General features: G+C 41.4%; 15 protein-coding genes. 5 read left to right on the top strand and 10 right to left on the bottom strand.

The window, feature by feature from the left end:
* Positions 1-227 precede the first annotated feature (227 nt).
* Positions 228-917, bottom strand: coding sequence for an SH3 domain-containing protein (locus I1A42_RS18380; protein WP_161154279.1), 690 nt, complete (start codon positions 915-917; stop codon positions 228-230).
* A gap of 372 nt (positions 918-1,289) precedes the next feature.
* Here I1A42_RS18380 and I1A42_RS18375 point away from each other — a divergent pair, with 372 nt between their 5' ends.
* Entirely contained in the window at positions 1,290-3,185 is a 1,896-nt protein-coding gene (locus I1A42_RS18375; protein ID WP_196124331.1) for a sensor domain-containing diguanylate cyclase, read from the top strand.
* Positions 3,186-3,247: 62 nt separating this feature from the next.
* Here I1A42_RS18375 and I1A42_RS18370 read toward each other — a convergent pair whose 3' ends face one another.
* From I1A42_RS18370 to I1A42_RS18355, 4 genes are all read right to left on the bottom strand, one after another.
* Positions 3,248-4,231, bottom strand: coding sequence for a 2-hydroxyacid dehydrogenase (locus I1A42_RS18370; protein WP_196124330.1), 984 nt, complete (start codon positions 4,229-4,231; stop codon positions 3,248-3,250).
* A gap of 162 nt (positions 4,232-4,393) precedes the next feature.
* Positions 4,394-5,395 (bottom strand): LacI family DNA-binding transcriptional regulator, encoded by a 1,002-nt coding sequence (locus tag I1A42_RS18365; protein WP_196124329.1) that lies wholly within the window; start codon positions 5,393-5,395, stop codon positions 4,394-4,396.
* A gap of 196 nt (positions 5,396-5,591) precedes the next feature.
* Positions 5,592-7,031 carry a 6-phospho-beta-glucosidase gene (locus tag I1A42_RS18360; RefSeq protein WP_196124328.1) on the bottom strand — a complete coding sequence of 480 codons (1,440 nt, stop codon included), beginning with the start codon at positions 7,029-7,031 and terminating at the stop codon, positions 5,592-5,594.
* A gap of 8 nt (positions 7,032-7,039) precedes the next feature.
* Positions 7,040-8,935 (bottom strand): glucose PTS transporter subunit IIA, encoded by a 1,896-nt coding sequence (locus tag I1A42_RS18355; RefSeq protein WP_161154284.1) that lies wholly within the window; start codon positions 8,933-8,935, stop codon positions 7,040-7,042.
* 522 nt (positions 8,936-9,457) lie between these two features.
* Here I1A42_RS18355 and glgC point away from each other — a divergent pair.
* Positions 9,458-10,672, top strand: coding sequence for a glucose-1-phosphate adenylyltransferase (gene glgC / locus I1A42_RS18350; RefSeq protein WP_196124327.1), 1,215 nt, complete (start codon positions 9,458-9,460; stop codon positions 10,670-10,672).
* A 189-nt stretch (positions 10,673-10,861) separates the two neighbouring features.
* Here glgC and I1A42_RS18345 read toward each other — a convergent pair whose 3' ends face one another.
* Complete coding sequence (locus I1A42_RS18345) at positions 10,862-11,767, bottom strand: AraC family transcriptional regulator (protein ID WP_196124326.1); 906 nt, start codon at positions 11,765-11,767, stop codon at positions 10,862-10,864.
* 235 nt (positions 11,768-12,002) lie between these two features.
* Between I1A42_RS18345 and I1A42_RS18340 the strand changes: the two genes are divergently transcribed.
* The 3 genes from I1A42_RS18340 to I1A42_RS18330 all read left to right on the top strand — a co-directional run bounded on the left by I1A42_RS18340 (position 12,003) and on the right by I1A42_RS18330 (position 15,446).
* Positions 12,003-13,151 carry an iron-containing alcohol dehydrogenase gene (locus tag I1A42_RS18340; protein ID WP_161154287.1) on the top strand — a complete coding sequence of 383 codons (1,149 nt, stop codon included), beginning with the start codon at positions 12,003-12,005 and terminating at the stop codon, positions 13,149-13,151.
* Positions 13,152-13,420: 269 nt separating this feature from the next.
* On the top strand, positions 13,421-13,876 hold the full coding sequence (locus I1A42_RS18335) for a methylglyoxal synthase (RefSeq protein WP_161154288.1): 456 nt from the start codon (positions 13,421-13,423) through the stop codon (positions 13,874-13,876).
* Between the two features lie 421 nt (positions 13,877-14,297).
* A complete protein-coding gene (locus tag I1A42_RS18330; protein WP_196124325.1) occupies positions 14,298-15,446 on the top strand; it encodes a GGDEF domain-containing protein in 1,149 nt (382 codons plus the stop codon).
* A 291-nt stretch (positions 15,447-15,737) separates the two neighbouring features.
* Here I1A42_RS18330 and I1A42_RS18325 read toward each other — a convergent pair whose 3' ends face one another.
* The 4 genes from I1A42_RS18325 to I1A42_RS18310 form a co-directional block, all read right to left on the bottom strand.
* On the bottom strand, positions 15,738-16,028 hold the full coding sequence (locus I1A42_RS18325) for a YkgJ family cysteine cluster protein (protein ID WP_161154290.1): 291 nt from the start codon (positions 16,026-16,028) through the stop codon (positions 15,738-15,740).
* 102 nt (positions 16,029-16,130) lie between these two features.
* Complete coding sequence (locus tag I1A42_RS18320; protein WP_161154291.1) at positions 16,131-16,439, bottom strand: NIPSNAP family protein; 309 nt, start codon at positions 16,437-16,439, stop codon at positions 16,131-16,133.
* Between the two features lie 231 nt (positions 16,440-16,670).
* Complete coding sequence (locus tag I1A42_RS18315) at positions 16,671-17,306, bottom strand: LysE family translocator (protein ID WP_196124324.1); 636 nt, start codon at positions 17,304-17,306, stop codon at positions 16,671-16,673.
* A gap of 202 nt (positions 17,307-17,508) precedes the next feature.
* Positions 17,509-17,859, bottom strand: a complete 351-nt coding sequence (locus I1A42_RS18310) for a gamma-glutamylcyclotransferase family protein (RefSeq protein ID WP_196124323.1) — start codon at positions 17,857-17,859, stop codon at positions 17,509-17,511.
* Positions 17,860-18,006 lie beyond the last annotated feature (147 nt).

Genomic DNA, 18,006 nt, shown 5'->3' with positions numbered 1-18,006 from the left:
TACTCCACATTCAAGAATTAAACACAATAAATCGTGCTGCAAGCATACTCCCTCTAATTCTAAGGGAGTATTATACGAATAGGCTATAAATTGACATTTGTGTATATAGGAAGGGATAAATTATTAAAAAAAATGTGAATTGAGGCCATTTGTTAACATTTTATCATTAAAAATGATAATTTAATGTGCCTTTTATCAGTGTAATCGTACAGATACCACCACGCTATTTACTGATTGTCGGGCTCAAATACTTGTCCTGATTGAGCATTTAAATAAATTTTGTTTACCCTGCTCATTCCACCGCAATAAACAAAGTAAACATCTTCATTTTCAAAATTGACCGAGCGTACCCAACCACCAATTTCTTTAAAATCATCTGGCTTACAACGATCCTTATTCAGTAAGTCGTCAGTCGTTTTGACAAAAGTCTCTTGGTATTTTTCGATGTCATCAGATTTTTCAATATAGCTTAATATTGTTTTGCGTCGCTCTGCGGACGTAATATTAGGAGGATTAACATGCAGTCCATCAAGTGGTACCCATTTGGCTGTCGCTGGTTTTCCTTCTTGATAAACGAAATACTCCGAGATACGCCCCCATCCACTGCGTTTTTCCAATAAATGGACTTTATCTCCACGATACAAATGCCCTTCAATAAACGAGCTTATTACGGGTTGGCGCCGAATAGGCAGCATTTCGTCATGAACGTAGTAATCCATAATCTCTGGATTGGACATATCATCTTTGGCCTCTACCGCCGCGTGATTAACCGGCGGTGCGGCTTCAGGTTTTTTACCCACCGAAATATACATGTCAAATATAGAGCCATGTTCGGGAGCATAATAAAACATGTAGTAGCCAGCTCCGGCCCCCCCTAACCCCAGGAGAAGCAGAAGTAGCATAATCATCTTCTTCATCCTCTACTAACTCCTTATTGACACTAGAGGAAATATATAGGCAAGTATTGGCGAGAGTTTTATGTCTGTCTAAATATCTTCTTCAAGTAAGGTGAAGTAAGCCACAAATTTGTGAGATGTAACCGATAGTGGTGTCATAATATGCAATAAAACTACTATCAATATCGTTCAATTTAGTCTAACTTTACATTGTAAATGCTCTACATTAAATGAGTAAAAACTGATGTTTTTCAGCGCAATTAGTGAACCTCACGCATTTTTAGCGCAAAGTTAGGGAGTTCTGACGCTTCAACGTTAAAATGTTGCATTTATCCATCTAATACGCACGCATCACTATTTAATTACACCGTTAAAATGACACACAAGGCGGTTATGTTTTCATTACTGAAGTTCAAAAATTTTGGCCAATTCATGATGATTTGGGCTGTTCTAAGCATTGTGCCTTGTCTATATTTCTATAAGCAGTTTCAAGAGGTCACGGGTAGTATTTACTCAATGGTCCAATCGGAACATGGAATCAAGTTAAAGTTTAGTAAGCAGAATTTGCTTAAATCAACCAAAGGCATGCTGGATACCTTTCACATTCTCTCTGACAGCAACATTCTGCAGCGCGCTATCAACTCTCCTAACAATACTAATATCGAAGTGTTAGAAGATTTCTGGCGAGCATTACTCTATTCGCAAAATTCATTAGAAAGTATTTCTTTGTTGAACCTGCAAGGTCTTCAGTTGATTAATCTCTATATGGATGATGCCAATGTCCATATCACGCCACAAAATCAGTTGATAAACATCAACCAAAAAGAAATATTCAAAAAAATTCAAGCTCTGCCTATTCACTCCTCAACGATTCTTATCTCCTTACCCCAAGAAGCAAATAAAACCTCTCGCGTGCATTTAGTGACGCCTTTGCAATCAGGCGGCCAAAAACGGGGTTATCTGTTCGCTGATATCAATGTCGATCAGATCTATGACAATTTAATCAAACAAAGTAACTTATCGACCCCAGAAGTTATTGATAGTCATGGTAATTATCTAATTAGTGATATCCACACGGCTGTTTTGAATACAAACAGCGATCAGAACGACCAGATTGGTTATCAAAATTTGAAGACCCTCTCCCCCAGCGTCTGGGACAACATAAAGCAGGCTGATTCTGGCTCGTTTAAAACTCAGCTAGGTTGGTATAGTTTTGTACGCGTACCATTACACATTTTGTCGCCTCACCTTGAGGACATCTACTTGTTAGATAGCATTGGCCATGGGGAAATCGAGCAGAAAGAAAATGAACGCTATGCTTCCGTTTTAACTCAAGTCGGAACGATCATCGCTTTAATGGGTGGGTTAGCGGTCTTCTTTTTAACCTGGAACCGGAAACATAATCATCAAACCATTGAAAGTAAATTGGCGCTTACCGTCATGGAAGGGATGTCTGCCTTGGTGATTACCGACAAATATAATCGCATCATCAAAGTCAATTCACAGTTTTCTCGTTTAAGTGGTTATCAACTTCATGATGTCAAAGGCCAACATCCCTCCATGTTTGCTTCTGGACTTCACACCAAAGAATTCTACAAAGAGATGTGGAACCACATCCAACAACAAGGGTTTTGGGAAGGAGAAGTCACCAATAAGCGTAAAGATGGCAAATTGCTGACTGAGCTGTTGCGAATCCAAACGATCGTCGATGATCACGGTGATATTCGTTATTATGTTGCTTCTTTTGTCGATATCACTGAGCGTAAAGTACTAGAGAATAAATTACGCGAACAGAGCGAACGCGACTCTTTGACCCATATCCCTAATCGCCGTAAATTCGACCAAGTTTTTCGTTATCATTGCCAACATATCAAACGCTATCCAGATCAATACAAGGCGTGTTTCGCGATTTGTGATATTGACCATTTCAAAGTGATCAATGATACCAAGGGGCATGCGTATGGTGATCATGTGATCCAATCGGTGGCACATACCATCAAAACAGCAGTACGCGAAACTGATTTTATCGCTCGTATTGGCGGTGAGGAATTCGCAGTGATTCTGCCACATACTGATTTAAAAGAAGCTCAAGAAGTTCTTGATCGCGTTCGTGTGATGATAAGTAACAAGCATCATCACAAAATCACCATTAGTATTGGTTTTAGTGAGCTCACCTCGCATCCAGAAGATTCCTATCAACGCGCCGACATGGCGTTATATGAATCGAAAGAGTGTGGACGAAACCGAGTCAGCTGTTTTAGTTCCAAACACAGTGAACCACAGGCATAACCAAGATGCATTCGGCCTCTTACCCGTTCATTGGGGCAGAGGCCACGCAGCTTAATGCTACGTTAAACTAGCACTTCTAACTGTGACTGATTAGCACAATTAATTGAAATATCGCCATTTAACGCACTAATTAGGTTATCGACTGCGCATCGTGCCATTGCATCACGCGTTTCATGTGTGGCTGAACCGATGTGAGGAAGCAGAACCACATTATCGAGCGTCATTAATGGTGAATCCGCTGGCAGCGGCTCTTGTTCAAACACATCCAACCCCGCGCCTTTTATGACATTTTGTTCTAACGCATTCACTAACGCAGCTTGGTCTACCGTTTTGCCACGGCCGCCATTAATAAAGAACGCACTCTCTTTCATCATCGCAAATGCATGCTCATCAATCAGATGGTGTGTCTCTGGAACATAAGGCAATACCGAACAAACAAAATCAGACGTACGTAACAACTCATCTAACGACATCTTACGTGCGTCAAATTCCGCCTCAGCTTCAGCTTTACGACTATGATTGTAGTACTGAATACGCATACCAAAGCCGTGATGAGCCCTGCGGGCGACAGCACTGCCGATACGTCCTAAACCTAAAATGCCCAATGTTTTTCCGTGCACATTACTGCCGAACAGATCTGGGCCAATACTCGACTGCCATTGCCCACTGCGCACAAACTTATCAAGCTCCACCGCTCTGCGTGCACTAGCCAGAATGAGAGTGAAAATCGTGTCGGCGGTGGTTTCCGTTAACACAGTCGGAGTGTGCATAAGAGGAATACCACGTTTGCCCAAATAGTTGAGATCAAAGGCGTCAGTTCCCACTGAAATGGTTGAAAGCGCTTTGAGCTTAGGCGCTTTATCTAATACATCGGCTTTTAATGGCAGCCCGGCACCAATTAAGCCTTCTGCCGTATTTAACGCCTCAATAAACTGCGGATCATCAGTACTACTTAATTCTTTAAATTCAATAATATGAAAATGAGATTGTAACCGTACTTTTTCCGGTTCAGGCAGTTCACGATAGACAATGATGGTGGGTTTCATTTTATCTCCTCCGGCTTTGCAGCAGTGGTTCCACTGCATGTGAATTGACCAGACTAAATGGAAACAGTGAGCTAAAATGAGTACTTCATCACTTTTTATTGAAATACTATGTTTACATAAAGCAACGTAGAGTGGCCTTTGTTGCTGTTACTACTCATACAGTTATTGATGTGGTGGGCAAACAGAATCTCGAATAATTAAATCACAATTTAAGTCGATAACATCGGAATGACGTTCATCACCAATCAAATAGAGAATGCCCTTTTGTAGAATACGATCAAAAGGTATGCCCACCGTCGTTAATGCTGGTGTCACATAATTACTCATCGCGATATTATCAAAACCCGCAATCGAAATGTCTTGGGGAATACGAAAGCCTAATTCATTAAGCGCTTTCATGGCACCGAACGCCATTTCATCGTTACCCGCCAAAATAGCGGTCATTGTCTGTTTGCGCGCCGTTAGCTCTTTAACGCCTTCGTAACCATCGTCTGGTCGCCACGCACCTTGCACGACAAGCTGTTCATTGAAGGGGATTTGATGGCGTTCGAGCACATTTTTATAGGCTTTAAAACGTTGTTCTCCAGAGGAAGACCCCTTAGTACCACGAATAAAAGCAATATGTTGGTGGCCTTGAGAAATAATATATTCCATCATATCGACTGCGCATTGGTAGTGGTCCGCAACAAAGGCTATTTCTGGATGACTCGGCACATGGCGGTTTATCACAATAATTGGCGTTTCAGACTGCTCAATAATTTGTCCCATCTCTTCTTCAGAGAGATAAGTTGGATAAACAGCAATACCCGCACATTTCATATCGAGTAAAAAGTTGATGGCGTTTCGTTCCTCTTCGGCCGAATGCTTGCCATCGGCAAGTACAAGCTGATAACCATTACTTTCACTGAAAGATGCTGCGTTATATACAATTGTGGAAAAATAAGGCCCATCATAAAGCACGTTCGTCATGACGAAGCCAATGTAACTGGTCTTTTTCGTCGCCAGTTGGCGCGCTAATAAGTTGGGTCTGTAACCCGTCTCTTCAATGGCTTGGTACACGGCCTCTTTGGCTTTTTCGCTAACAGCAACACTGCCACTTAATATGCGCGAAACGGTCGATTTTGACACACCTGCCTTTTTGGCAACATCTAACATGGTAACCATAGTAACTCTCTAGCCCACACCGCTCTATTTTTCTTATTGAGCAGCAGTTAAATATTCAACTTGCTTTCAATCTAACACAAAACATCCTGTGCAATTAACTGTTCGTTAAACGAAAACGATGATACCCAAACGACCTATTACCAAAAAGTTGAGAAAAACTGAGCCGGCCGGATAACCGGCTCAGAAAGATGTCATATCAGAGAACCTCCCCGTTACTCTGAATCACATCTTTATACCAGTAGAACGATTTCTTCGGTGAACGAGCCAGTGTTCCGGTGTTATCGTCATGTTTATCCACGTAGATAAAGCCGTAACGTTTTTTCATTTCACCGGTGGTAAACGACACTAAATCGATACAACCCCATGGCGTGTATCCCATTAGGTCAACACCATCGATACTGACCGCTTTACCCATTTCTTCAATATGCGAACGTAGATAGTCAATACGATAATCGTCATTGATCTCCCCAGATTCTTCGACTTTGTCGACCGCACCGAAGCCGTTTTCGACAATGAACAAAGGCACCTCATAGCGTTCGTATAGCGTTGCAAGCACGTAGCGTAAACCAACGGGATCGATCTGCCAGCCCCAATCACTTGCTTTTAGGTATGGGTTTTTCACTGAATGAGCACTACTCCCATCAACACTGTCGCCATCGGTATTATTTGCCGCTGAATTGACGGTGTTAGACATGTAGTAGCTGAATCCTAGATAATCCGATTTACCCTCTTTAAGGATTTGCTCATCCCCTTCAGCCATGACGATGTTATACCCTTTACGTTGCCACTCTTTCTTAGCGTAACTTGGGTAGTGACCTTTCACCATCACATCAGAGAAATAGAACCTGTCATGCATCGACTCTTGGGCCAACATGACGTCATCCGGATTCGATGAATAAGGATAATAAGGCACCATTGAACACATACAACCCACGAGCAGCTCAGGATTTAATTCATGAGCTTGTTTCACGACTGTCGCAGCGGCAACAAACTGATGGTGCACCGCTTGATAAACCGATTCTTCCGGTTTTTCTTGCTCAGATAAACGAATCCCTGAACATGTCCAGCCAAAAATATCCGGCGTTGTATGTTTTTGGTTATTGATTTCGTTAAACGTCATCCAGTATTTCACTTTGTGCTGGTAACGCTCAATGACAGTCATAGCGAATTTAACAAACAGGTCCAACACCTTACGGTTTAACCAACCACCGTATTCTTTAGCAAGGTGGTAAGGCATTTCAAAGTGGCTTAGTGTAATCACTGGCTCGATGCCGTATTTCAACAGTTCATCAAACAGATCATCGTAAAACTGCAAGCCAGCTTCATTTGGCTCTGCTTCATCACCATTAGGAAAAATGCGTGTCCAAGCGATGCTAGTACGAAAACATTTGAACCCCATCTCTGCGAACAATTTTACGTCTTCTTTATATCGACCATAAAAATCGATCGCTTCATGGTTTGGATAGAACTCGCCTTCAACAATACCATCCGTGATTTGGCGCTGCTTACCATGAGCACCAGCCGTTACCACATCGATAATACTGACGCCTTTTCCCCCTTGATCCCAGCCACCTTCTAGCTGGTGTGCAGCGACCGCACCACCCCATAAAAAACCTTCGGGAAAAACGTTACTCATAACAACTCCTATGCGATTTGAATGACGGGTTCACCCATCTCAACAGAATGTTCTTTTTCATCCAAAATGTTGAGTTTGAACTCATCACTGTTCAGAACAATGAATGGCGTGGTGACATCATAACCAGCACTCTCTATCGCTTCTTTATCAAAACGAATTAGAGGCTCACCCGCCTTAACAGGTTGATCAAGTTCAACCAAAGTATCGAAATACTGACCTTTCAACGCGACGGTATCTAGGCCAACGTGAATTAATAATTCCATACCGTTTGCACAGGTCAGGCCAACAGCGTGTTTAGATTCAATCACAGAAGAAACAACGGCATCACATGGTGCAGTCACCAACCCTTCTTCAGGTTTAATCGCCACACCTTCACCCAATAGACCTTGTGAGAAAGTTTCATCGTTTACCGTATTCAGCGGGACAACAATGCCTTTTACTGGGCTTGCGAGTGTGACCGTTTCTGGCTGACCATTAGCAGTGGTCGTGCTTTGTGCAGGTTGTGATGCTGTGGTGGTTTCCGCTGTGCTTTCTTCTGCTGGGTCTTCAAACCCGACGACAAAGACAAGAATAGCGGTCACTACGATGGTGACACCGACACCAGCCATCATCCCGATAAATGAATAAGGATTTTCTGTGGTAATCGCGTTCACAGTTGTGATGATGCTTGATAGTCCCGCATACACGTAGTAGTGAGTATCAAATAAACTCGACACTAAACTACCAGCAGCGCCGCCGATACAACCGCACACAAATGGTTTTTTAAAGCGTAATGTAATCCCGTATAGCGTTGGCTCGGTAATACCAAAGATGGCAGTGATACCAGCAGAATAACCGGTTTTCTTCACAGTGCTGTTTTTAGATTTGTAAGCACAAGCGAACGCGGCAACCATCTGAGCAACAACCGCACAAGTTTGGAAAACCTGGAATGAATCTTTACCAAATTGTTCGTAGTTAGCGAAGACAAGAGGGGTCGTTCCCCAGTGGATACCGAAGATAACCAAGACCTGCCAAACACCACCAACCACAATGGCAGCAATAGAAGGTGCAGTCGTATACAGCCAGTTATAACCCACAGCGATGGCAGCAGCAGCGCCACTGGTCACTGGACCAATCACAACCAGTGTTGCAGGCACCATGATCACCATGCATACAAGTGGAGTGAACAACTCTTTCACGACATCAGGAAGCACGCGCTTGGTATACCGTTCAACATAAGACAGTGCCCAAACTAAGAAAATAGGAGGTAATACCGATGATGTGTACACAGTCTTCGCTAGCGGCAAACCTAAGAAAGTGAACACTTCCCCATTGGCGATTTGTCCGGCAATTTGAGCCCAACTTGGGTTAATTAGCGCACAACAACACAATACGGCAATGTATGGGTTACAACGAAAATGTTTCGCTGCCGTAAAACCAATAAACGCAGGCAAAAATGAGAACGGAGTCCATGACATAAAGTTCAATACTTCAAACGTACCTGATGTCACAACTGCCGGGAAAAAATGTTTCGTTACGATAAGACAGCCTTGCAAAATACCAGCGGAGGCTAGAATGAATAATAGCGGTGCGAAAATAGCCGACATTGACGCAATGACCGCATCAAGAACACGTGTTTTTTGTTCGCCTTCACTTAACAAACTTTTATCGACCAAGTTTCCCATTGCGCCATAGACATCGGCAACGTGAGTCCCGATAACGACTTGGAATTGACCACTACTGATAACCACAGTAATGACACCTGGCATTTGGTTAATTTTTTCTTTAGCCCCTTCTGGTATTTCTTTTAAAATCAAGCGCAAACGTGTTGCACAACGTGAAAAATCTTTGACGTTTTCTTGCCCGCCTACTTCATTAAGAATGTCTTTTGCGAGTTGGGCATAATCTCTAATTGCTGAGGCCATGCGATCACCTTTTGTTTCATTATTGGAATGATTTAAATGTAATAATAATTTTTGCAACCGGTTTCAGCGTACGCCAAGTTATTGCCACTACAACCGGTTCCATAGCAAAACGTGCGCTTTTTCAAATTTCAGTCTGGAGATTCAAAACGTGGATCACAAGAATCAGAAATAATCACCATAACAATGAAACTATTGAATGTTATTGAGATCACATTAGTATCTGAATTGCATATTCGATGGCGTGACACATTGGTGATTTAATCATTACCATGCACCATCTAAAATAGATAAGCAGCTTAACGAACAATCAAACGAGAATGTCTGAATAGGCATATCACTATTGAGAAGTTAATCAGTACATTTACCATGCCTTGAGAGTGCCATTAACATGTGCATACTTAATATTGAAAAGTATTGAGAAAGCCTTCGTTTTGATAAGCCGTTTCTGATATAAATTGTATATGGTCCTACCGCCAACCTCTCCTGTTGGCGCTGAATTGCACAATTTCAGGGAGAAATAAGATGCAAGATACCCTAACTGTCGTACTAGCCGGAGGTGTCGGCTCCCGACTGTCACCCTTAACGGATGACCGCGCCAAACCCGCAGTCCCGTTTGGTGGTAAATATAGAATTATCGATTTTACGCTAACCAACTGTCTTCACTCTGGTTTGCGCCGAGTTTTGGTCCTTACGCAATATAAATCTCACTCATTGCAAAAGCACTTACGAGACGGTTGGTCTGTATTCAACCCAGAGTTAAATGAGTATATCACTGCCGTTCCGCCGCAAATGCGCAAAGGGGGCAAATGGTACGAAGGGACCGCTGATGCGCTTTATCACAACAGTTGGTTACTTGACCGCAGTGAAGCTAAATATGTGGTTGTACTGTCTGGCGATCATATCTATCGCATGGATTACGAAGCCATGGTTGAAGAACACATTGCAACAGGTGCTAACCTCACTTTAGCGTGTATGGATGTGCCTCGTTCTAAAGCCAGTGATTTTGGGATCGTTGCTGTTGATGAACAAAATATTGTGCGTTCTTTTGTCGAAAAACCAATCGATCCACCGTCTATTCCTGGCCAACCAGATCGCAGTTTAGTTTCAATGGGTATCTATGTGTTCAATATGGATGCACTACAAAATGCATTAAATAAAGATGCCGATCTTGAAAACTCTAGCCACGATTTTGGCAAAGATATTATTCCGGAATTAATTCCGAGTGAAACTGTTCACGCTTATCGATTTGGTGAAAAAGGACGCGTAAATCGCGACTGTTATTGGCGTGATGTTGGCACTATCGATTCATTTTATGCAGCCAACATGGATCTATTAGAGCCGATTCCACCAATGGATTTGTATCAAAAAGATTGGGCAATTCGTACCTACGAACCTCAATATCCACCGGCTCGTACCGTTTCTTCCGCCACAGGTAATGAAGGAATTTTTATTAATTCGATCATTGCTGGCGGAGTGATCAACTCTGGTGGTTCAGTCCAGCACAGTATCATTTCATCTAACGTGCGTATTGAAGATGGCGCGACCGTGTTAGACAGCATTTTGTTTGATGATGTGGAAGTTGGCCCGGGCTGCCAGCTGCAAAACTGTATTGTCGATAAGCACGTAAAAATACCCGCCAACACCACGATTGGCTTAAATGCCAGTGAAGATGCTAAGCGCTTTCATATTTCAGAAAACGGAATTGTCGTGGTTCCAGAAAGCTACACATTCTCATAGCGAGAGAGATTAGTCACAACACAAAACCACTTACTGGCAAGGCCAATAAGTGGTTTTTAATTATCAGGAGCGAACGTGCTCATTGGGGGTTATTTGAGTATGGCTCAACCACGTAATAAGAAAAGAGTAAACTTTGCCTTTGTTACCTTCCCCTTTTTAAAAATGGCGTACCCGATTGAAACCCTTGATTTAAACTTCAACCACCTCATTAAGCGACTTACTTGCACGTGGTGTTTGGTTAAAATGCCGTTTAAATTCACGACTAAATTGTGATGGGCTGCTATACCCGACTAACCGAGCAGCATCGTTGACTCTCACCCCTTCGGTTTGAATCATCTGTTTAGCTTTGTTAAGTCGAACTTTTTTCAAATATTGTAGTGGTGATTCCATCGTGACATGACGAAAAGCTTGATGAAAGGCAGACACACTCATGTTTGCTTCTTGCGCTAATTCTTGCACAGTTAGTGGCTGACAAAAATCCGCATGCACTTTCGCTAACGCTTTAGCCACCCTTGCGTACTGGCCATCAAAACTGGCTAACTGCTCAAACAAATGCCCTTCTTCACTGGTCAATACCCTAAATAAAATCTCTTCCAGTAACACATCACCAAGCACTTTTGCTTCAATGGGCTCAAGCAAAGCAAGCATCAAGCGCTTGCAGCTATGCAACATTTTTTCATTCATCGCGACAGAGTTTACCCCACAGCGATCTTGATGCTTACGTTTAACCGTGGCCCCCAGTTCATTCATCAAACGCACTTGTTTAACGATCATGGCGTGATCAATTCGGATCGTCAGCCCCAAAATGGGCTCTTGTTGACTACCAAACGATTCACACTCCAGCGGCATAGGTACCCCAGCCACCAAATAATCATTGGGGCCGTAGGTCACTTGCTTTTCGTTACCCACCGTAATCTTTTTATGTCCCTGACCTAAAATGATAATTCCAGAGTCGTACATAAATGGCGCTTTTGCAGCGGTTAACCCACTCCGATAAAACCTCACGCCCGGAATTGCGGTATCTATAGAACCTTCCAATTGATTTAATTGGAATTTGTCAGCGTATTGTGTCATTAACTCGGCTAATTCAACCATAAATACCTCTCTGGTTATATTTTGGCTAAATCTCTCATATTCTAGAGGAATAGGCAATAAATATGGAGAAATACCCCTACTGTTTGCTAACTTATAGGACTATTATGCATATCACTTTGTTGAGCTGATTTATTTTTCTCAACATGAGCTCTTGAAATTTGATGCAAAGAACATCAATTCAGGAATAACAGCCTGAAAAGGTATTCCCCTTTTCTGGAAGCAAAAGGAGCGTCCGATGCAATTTACGTATTCAAACCCAACTCGTCTTCATTTTGGTCAAGGCCAAATCGCAGCTATCGCTAGCGAAATTCCTAAAGATAAAAAAGTCCTTGTTATCTATGGTGGCGGTTCTATCAAACGTAACGGTGTTTATGACCAAGTCGTCGCCGCTTTAAGCGAACACCAATGGCAAGAATTTGCGGGCGTTGAGCCAAACCCAACCAAAGAAACATTAGATAAAGCCGTTGCGATTGTTAAGCAAGATGATATTGAATTTATCTTAGCTGTCGGCGGTGGTTCCGTGATTGATGGTTCCAAATACGTAGCGGCTGCAGCGCACTATGAAGGTGATGGCTGGGATATTATGACTGGTCAATACAGCGTTAAATCAGCTGTGCCAATCGGTGCTATTTTAACTCTGCCAGCAACAGGCTCAGAATCAAACTCAGGCGCAGTTATCACTAAAAAAGAGACTGCGACTAAATTGCCATTCCGCTCACCAGAAGTTCAACCTCGCTTTGCGGTAATGGACCCAGACGTAATGAAAACATTACCAGAGCGCCAATTGATTAACGGTATTGTGGATGCATGGGTACATACTTGTGAGCAATACATCACAATGCCTGTTGGTGCAAAAGTTCAAGATGGCTATGCAGAAACCCTGCTCAAAACGTTGCTTGAAATCGGTCAAAACTTTGATAACCGCGATAACGACACTTGGCGTGCAAACCTAATGTGGTCGGCTAACCAAGCATTAAACGGTTTGATTGGTACTGGCGTACCGCAAGATTGGGCTACGCATATGATTGGTCACGAATTAACAGCTCTATGGCATGTTGATCACGGTCGTTCTTTGGCAATCGTTCAACCTTGGTTGCTACGTAATCAAATCGAAGCGAAACGTGCGAAGCTAGAGCAAATGGGTCGTAACGTATTTGGTTTAGAAGCCGGTGATGATTTGGCAGAACGCACTATCGAAGCGATCGAAGTGTTCTATCATTCTCTGAATGTTGATACACAGTTTGCCGATCACGGTTTAACTCATGAAGAAGCCGTTAATACTGTCGTTAAACAGCTAGATGAGCACGGTATGACTGCATTAGGTGAAAGCCAAGCGGTTACTCTAGAACGTTCTCGTGAAATTCTAGAAAAAGCATTAGCGTAATCGCGATATTTTTCGATAGGGTCATTTCTCCCTTATCGCTAACGTAAATACCAAGCACTGCCCATTTGAGGTGGTGCTTTTTTATTTTCTCATTCTTCGGTTCCTTCCCACATTTTTGCACAAAATCCATTTTGGCTCGCAAGATAGATCGATACCATCACTAAACCACCGTTTTAAATACGTTAAATTAGCGATTATTCCAATATCGTTCTACGGCTTACCATAGGTTCGTCTCTCGCGATGTGTTGAAACATTAGGAACTAAACACCATGAAAAAAACCACTCGGACTTTAAGTGCGCACAAACATGTCGCGCTTGTCGCCCACGACAATTGCAAAAGTGAACTTTTACGTTGGGTTAAAGAAAACAAAGAAATTTTGCAGCAGCATTTTCTCTACGCGACAGGCACCACAGGCAGTATGCTCAGTAAAGAAACCGGACTTGCAATAAAAAGTAAAATTAGCGGGCCAATGGGCGGTGATCAGCAAATTGGTGCCATGATTGCTGAATGTAAAATTGATGTGCTCATCTTCTTTTGGGATCCGCTCAACTCTGTACCACACGACCCTGATGTTAAAGCATTACTACGTATCGCGAGTGTATGGAACATTCCAGTTGCAACTAACCGAGCTAGCGCTAAATTTATCTTCCACTCTCCACTTATTAATGAAGAAGTGGATATTGAAATCCCAGATTACCAAGATTATTTAGCCGATCGCACTTAGTAAACCCAAATGAAATCAATAGCCCGTTGCTACATATCGAGCAACGGGCTTTGTTATTTGACATATTAAGATATTTAATTGACATCTGTTTGAGGAAAAACGGACCGAAATGGAGAAATTGATTTGCATCAAATGATTTACGTCTACACTAAAGTAGTACTTGTTACTAAGAAATGTGTGGGTGGGTAGTTTGATAAGAAAAAGCCGCGACCAAAGTAATCGAATAATTATCAGGACAATGGTTAGTGCTAAACTATTAGCTTATTTAGGATTATGTCTTTGTCTATTAACAGTTTTGGGATATGCCTTTGATATTGAGTCAATCTATAGGCCTTATCCTGATGGCCCTGCGACAAACCCTCTTACCGCTATTTCAGGTTTATTAATATGTTTAGCACAAACCTATTTTAAAAGATCACTCATGAAAGCAGTTTATGCTTTTTTAATCGTTTGTTTACTGCTCCTCATCTATAGATTCCTAGAACTCACATCACTATTTCAATTAATAAACGACTTACCGGTTCACTCTTATGAACTTGTATCAGGTGAACGAAATATGATGGGAGCAAATACATTAGCGTGCTTTATGTGTTTAGTCGCGGCATTAATATCACGTGTGCGTCACAACCCCCTACTCAGCCAAGTTTTTAGCTTCTTTAGTCTACTATTCCCTTCCGTTTCAATAACAGGATATGCTTTTCACATTACCGATTTTTATGGAGAAATGTCTTTAACCACGACATGTATTGCTTACATTATGGGATTATCTGTTTTAGGTTCAACAGCAAATCGAGCTCTGTTAAAAGGGTTACTCTCTATACATATTGGTGGAAAACTTTCTAGGATTCAGATGGTTACAGGATTTTGCGTATGCTTCGGCATAGGGTTTCTTGTATCTCGTTCTCTTATAAACGTTGAAGCAGCTAAATCATTTGGCTTATACGTCAACACTATTGCTTGGTTTCTCATAATCATGATAACCATCAGTTCTCTCTTTTATGAAAAAGTGGACAAAAAGCGAAGACAAGTAGAAAAAGAGTTACAGCAGGTTTCATCAACAGATCCCCTGACCGGATTGCGTAACCGAAGAGATTTTTTCTCTTTAGCAAAGCTTGAAAAAGCCAAGCACTATCGTATGAAATATGACATGAGTGTTATTATGATCGATATCGATTTCTTTAAGAAAATTAATGACACATTTGGTCATTTAGGTGGTGACAGAGTCATACAGTTAGTCGCAAACACCCTCACATCAACTGTAAGGTCTAGTGATATTTTGTGTCGTTATGGTGGAGAAGAATTCATTGCTTTATTGCCTGGGACATCTCTCGAAGGTGCTGCTCAATTATCAGAGAAACTGAGAACTCAAATCGAACAAATAGACGTGTCTTCAACACTTCACTCTGATAATTATAAGTTAACTATATCCGCAGGTTATTCTTTAGTCTCTACCGAGGACGAAGATATCACGGAAGCAATCGATAAAGCAGATAAGGCTTTGTATCAAGCAAAACAATCTGGAAGAAATAAAACACTTCCCTTTAGTCCTAGGGTCGTTTTAGAAACATAACTGACAAAGACTTACCTAATGTCTGTGCGATTTTTAAGCCTAGTCTAAATAGTTAATATGATTCATGCAGCACTGATCGTGTTGTCGCTAAGTCACCAATCAATACTTGATACCAGAGTTAAGCTCTCGTGTCATTACTCGTCGCGCCACTCAAAGCCTCTGATACGTTGATAGACAGAAACGTGCTAGACCTTATTTTCTAGAACGTTTTTGTCGGATTAGGGAAAATATGCTGAAGCTTTGGTTTTGTTATGACTAACAAGCCTTGAATAAAAACATCAGGCTGTTGCTTTATAGATACTTAACACGTTCATCTAAGCACTCACTAGACCCCATTTCGAATTCGCGGCATATCCAAGGACGATTTTCATAAATTGTACACATTAGAGTGTCTCTATCTAAAGCAGCACACCAGCCATCATTTAATCGCATCATTGTTTCACCGCCATACTCATCTCGTGCAATAAATTCTTCTGGAACACCAGTGTCTGAGATGATCATCACTTCAAGACGGCAACAACAAGCTTTACAGTTTGAGCAAGATACATTTGAGGAAGGAGATGTATTGATTGGTATAGACATAAATAACTATAATTTGGTCAATTCTGCATTGTACCGTAAATTTGATGTGAAAAACTGCATTTTTGTGAATAGTGTCAGAGCTTATCGCTAGTGACACACAAATCACTCAGAAAGAATTGGACGGAAGAAACTACGTTCATAACTCACTACGCAATCCGTTTCTTCTGCATACTTGAATGCAGCTTTACAGTTTTCGTCTGATGCTGATTCATGACGGTATTTTTCATATTCGGCTAAAGATGGAAATGAAAACAACGCCATTGCAATGTTATTCGCTCCTTCCGATGGTAAAAAATACCCATGATGTATACCACCAAACTGTTCAACGAGAGGGATCCACATACGGGCATAATATTCAAATTCAGGGATTTTCTTAGGGTCAATAACGTATCTAACGTGACAGGTGATCACTGACAGCTCCTTCTATTTTTTAGTCTACTCACATCCTGAGTATTAAATAAATTTGGTCAAAGAATCAGGAATTCAAGCTAAGCAAATGAAGTTAGTAACACCGAATGGGATAAAAACCTTTCGGCCAGAGCAGACTGAAACGAAAGTGGACATTTTTGAGTTATCGATTTCACTAAATTAGCATTTTATACATTACTTAAAGTATAGCAAAGTGCTCATTAGTGACATTTATTAGCGACTGATGATTAATTTCAATCCTAATCCTCCCATCACTGACCCAGACAAATAATCAATAAAATTTTTAAATTTTAAGTACGCTTGACGAGGGCGTGAAGCAGATAAAACTGAAGCAACAATAAGATACCATCCTGCATTACTCAAAAATGTGCAGATTGGAACCGCAATATAGAAATACATAGGTATGTTTTGCGGAAGCAGTGTTGTAAATACGCTGGCAAATACGATGACTGTTTTTGGGTTGCTGAGTTGTGTTCCTAAACCTAATAAGTACGAACGAAATAAGGGAATGTCTTGGCATCGAGTAGCATCTATGGTCTGTAACGGAATTCGAGCTGATCTCACAATTCCAAATGCCAAAAACAAGAGGTAGCATCCGCCTGCAATTTTAAATATTAAATAGCTTACCGGAATCAGGCTAAAAATCGTTTGTAATCCGAGTAAGGCGGCAACCGATAGAACTAAAGCTCCCGTCCCCATACCTAACGCGGTAAAAATTCCATGCCGTCTTGAAAGTGAAATTGCTCGTCTGGCAACAAAGATAAAGCTGGGACCCGGACTCATAGCGCCGAGAGTAAGCGCTCCAGTGATTGCCAATATTGGCATGTATGTTTGCAAATCAATGCCCATGTGTTTCCTCACTAACTATCTATAAAAAGCCAGCTCAATGAGCAGATGATAAAATAAAAAACAACCAGAAACTTAACTTTATGCTGATAGGCTTTCGCTAGTTTATCCAAAAATTCGTAAAGTGGACAAAAGCGTTTTAGACCTAGTGCTCTAAAGCGCTTATATCTCATTAAGAAAGGTATGTTGAGCCATTGGTCGTTAATTAGGTATTTCCTACTTGAGTTGCATCTGCATAAATCCAAGCTTTCGAACCCGACTGAAACATTCCTTTTGTACGAACATATTCTTCAACTTCATAAGAATCTGCTTGAGCAAGTTCTTCAGGTGATATCTCGAAAATTGTACCTTCAACTTTATCTAGTTGATTCCCAGTATATTTAAGAATTGGGTGTATATCCTTTCCACTCTTCCTAATAACTTCTTGATCCTTAATTTTTACTTCAGACAAAATATAACCAAGCAAAATCTCCTTCTTGCCCACTAATAAACGGCCAAATGTTTCCTTTTGAACATTTTCTATTTGTAAAGTACCGTACGAAAATAGTTTTTCCATTTACCACAACTTCCTACTTTAGATGAATACTTGCCGTGCCTTTAAGAAGACATGGTCTATATAACTCTTAATGCATAACCGAGCTAATAATCTGCTATTAAGAAATGTAGGTCAAGAAATGACAAGTAGAGGCCATCAAGAATCAGA

Source organism: Vibrio nitrifigilis (assembly GCF_015686695.1).
GTDB lineage: Bacteria > Pseudomonadota > Gammaproteobacteria > Enterobacterales > Vibrionaceae > Vibrio > Vibrio nitrifigilis.
This window is presented reverse-complemented; position numbering and strand designations above follow the sequence as displayed.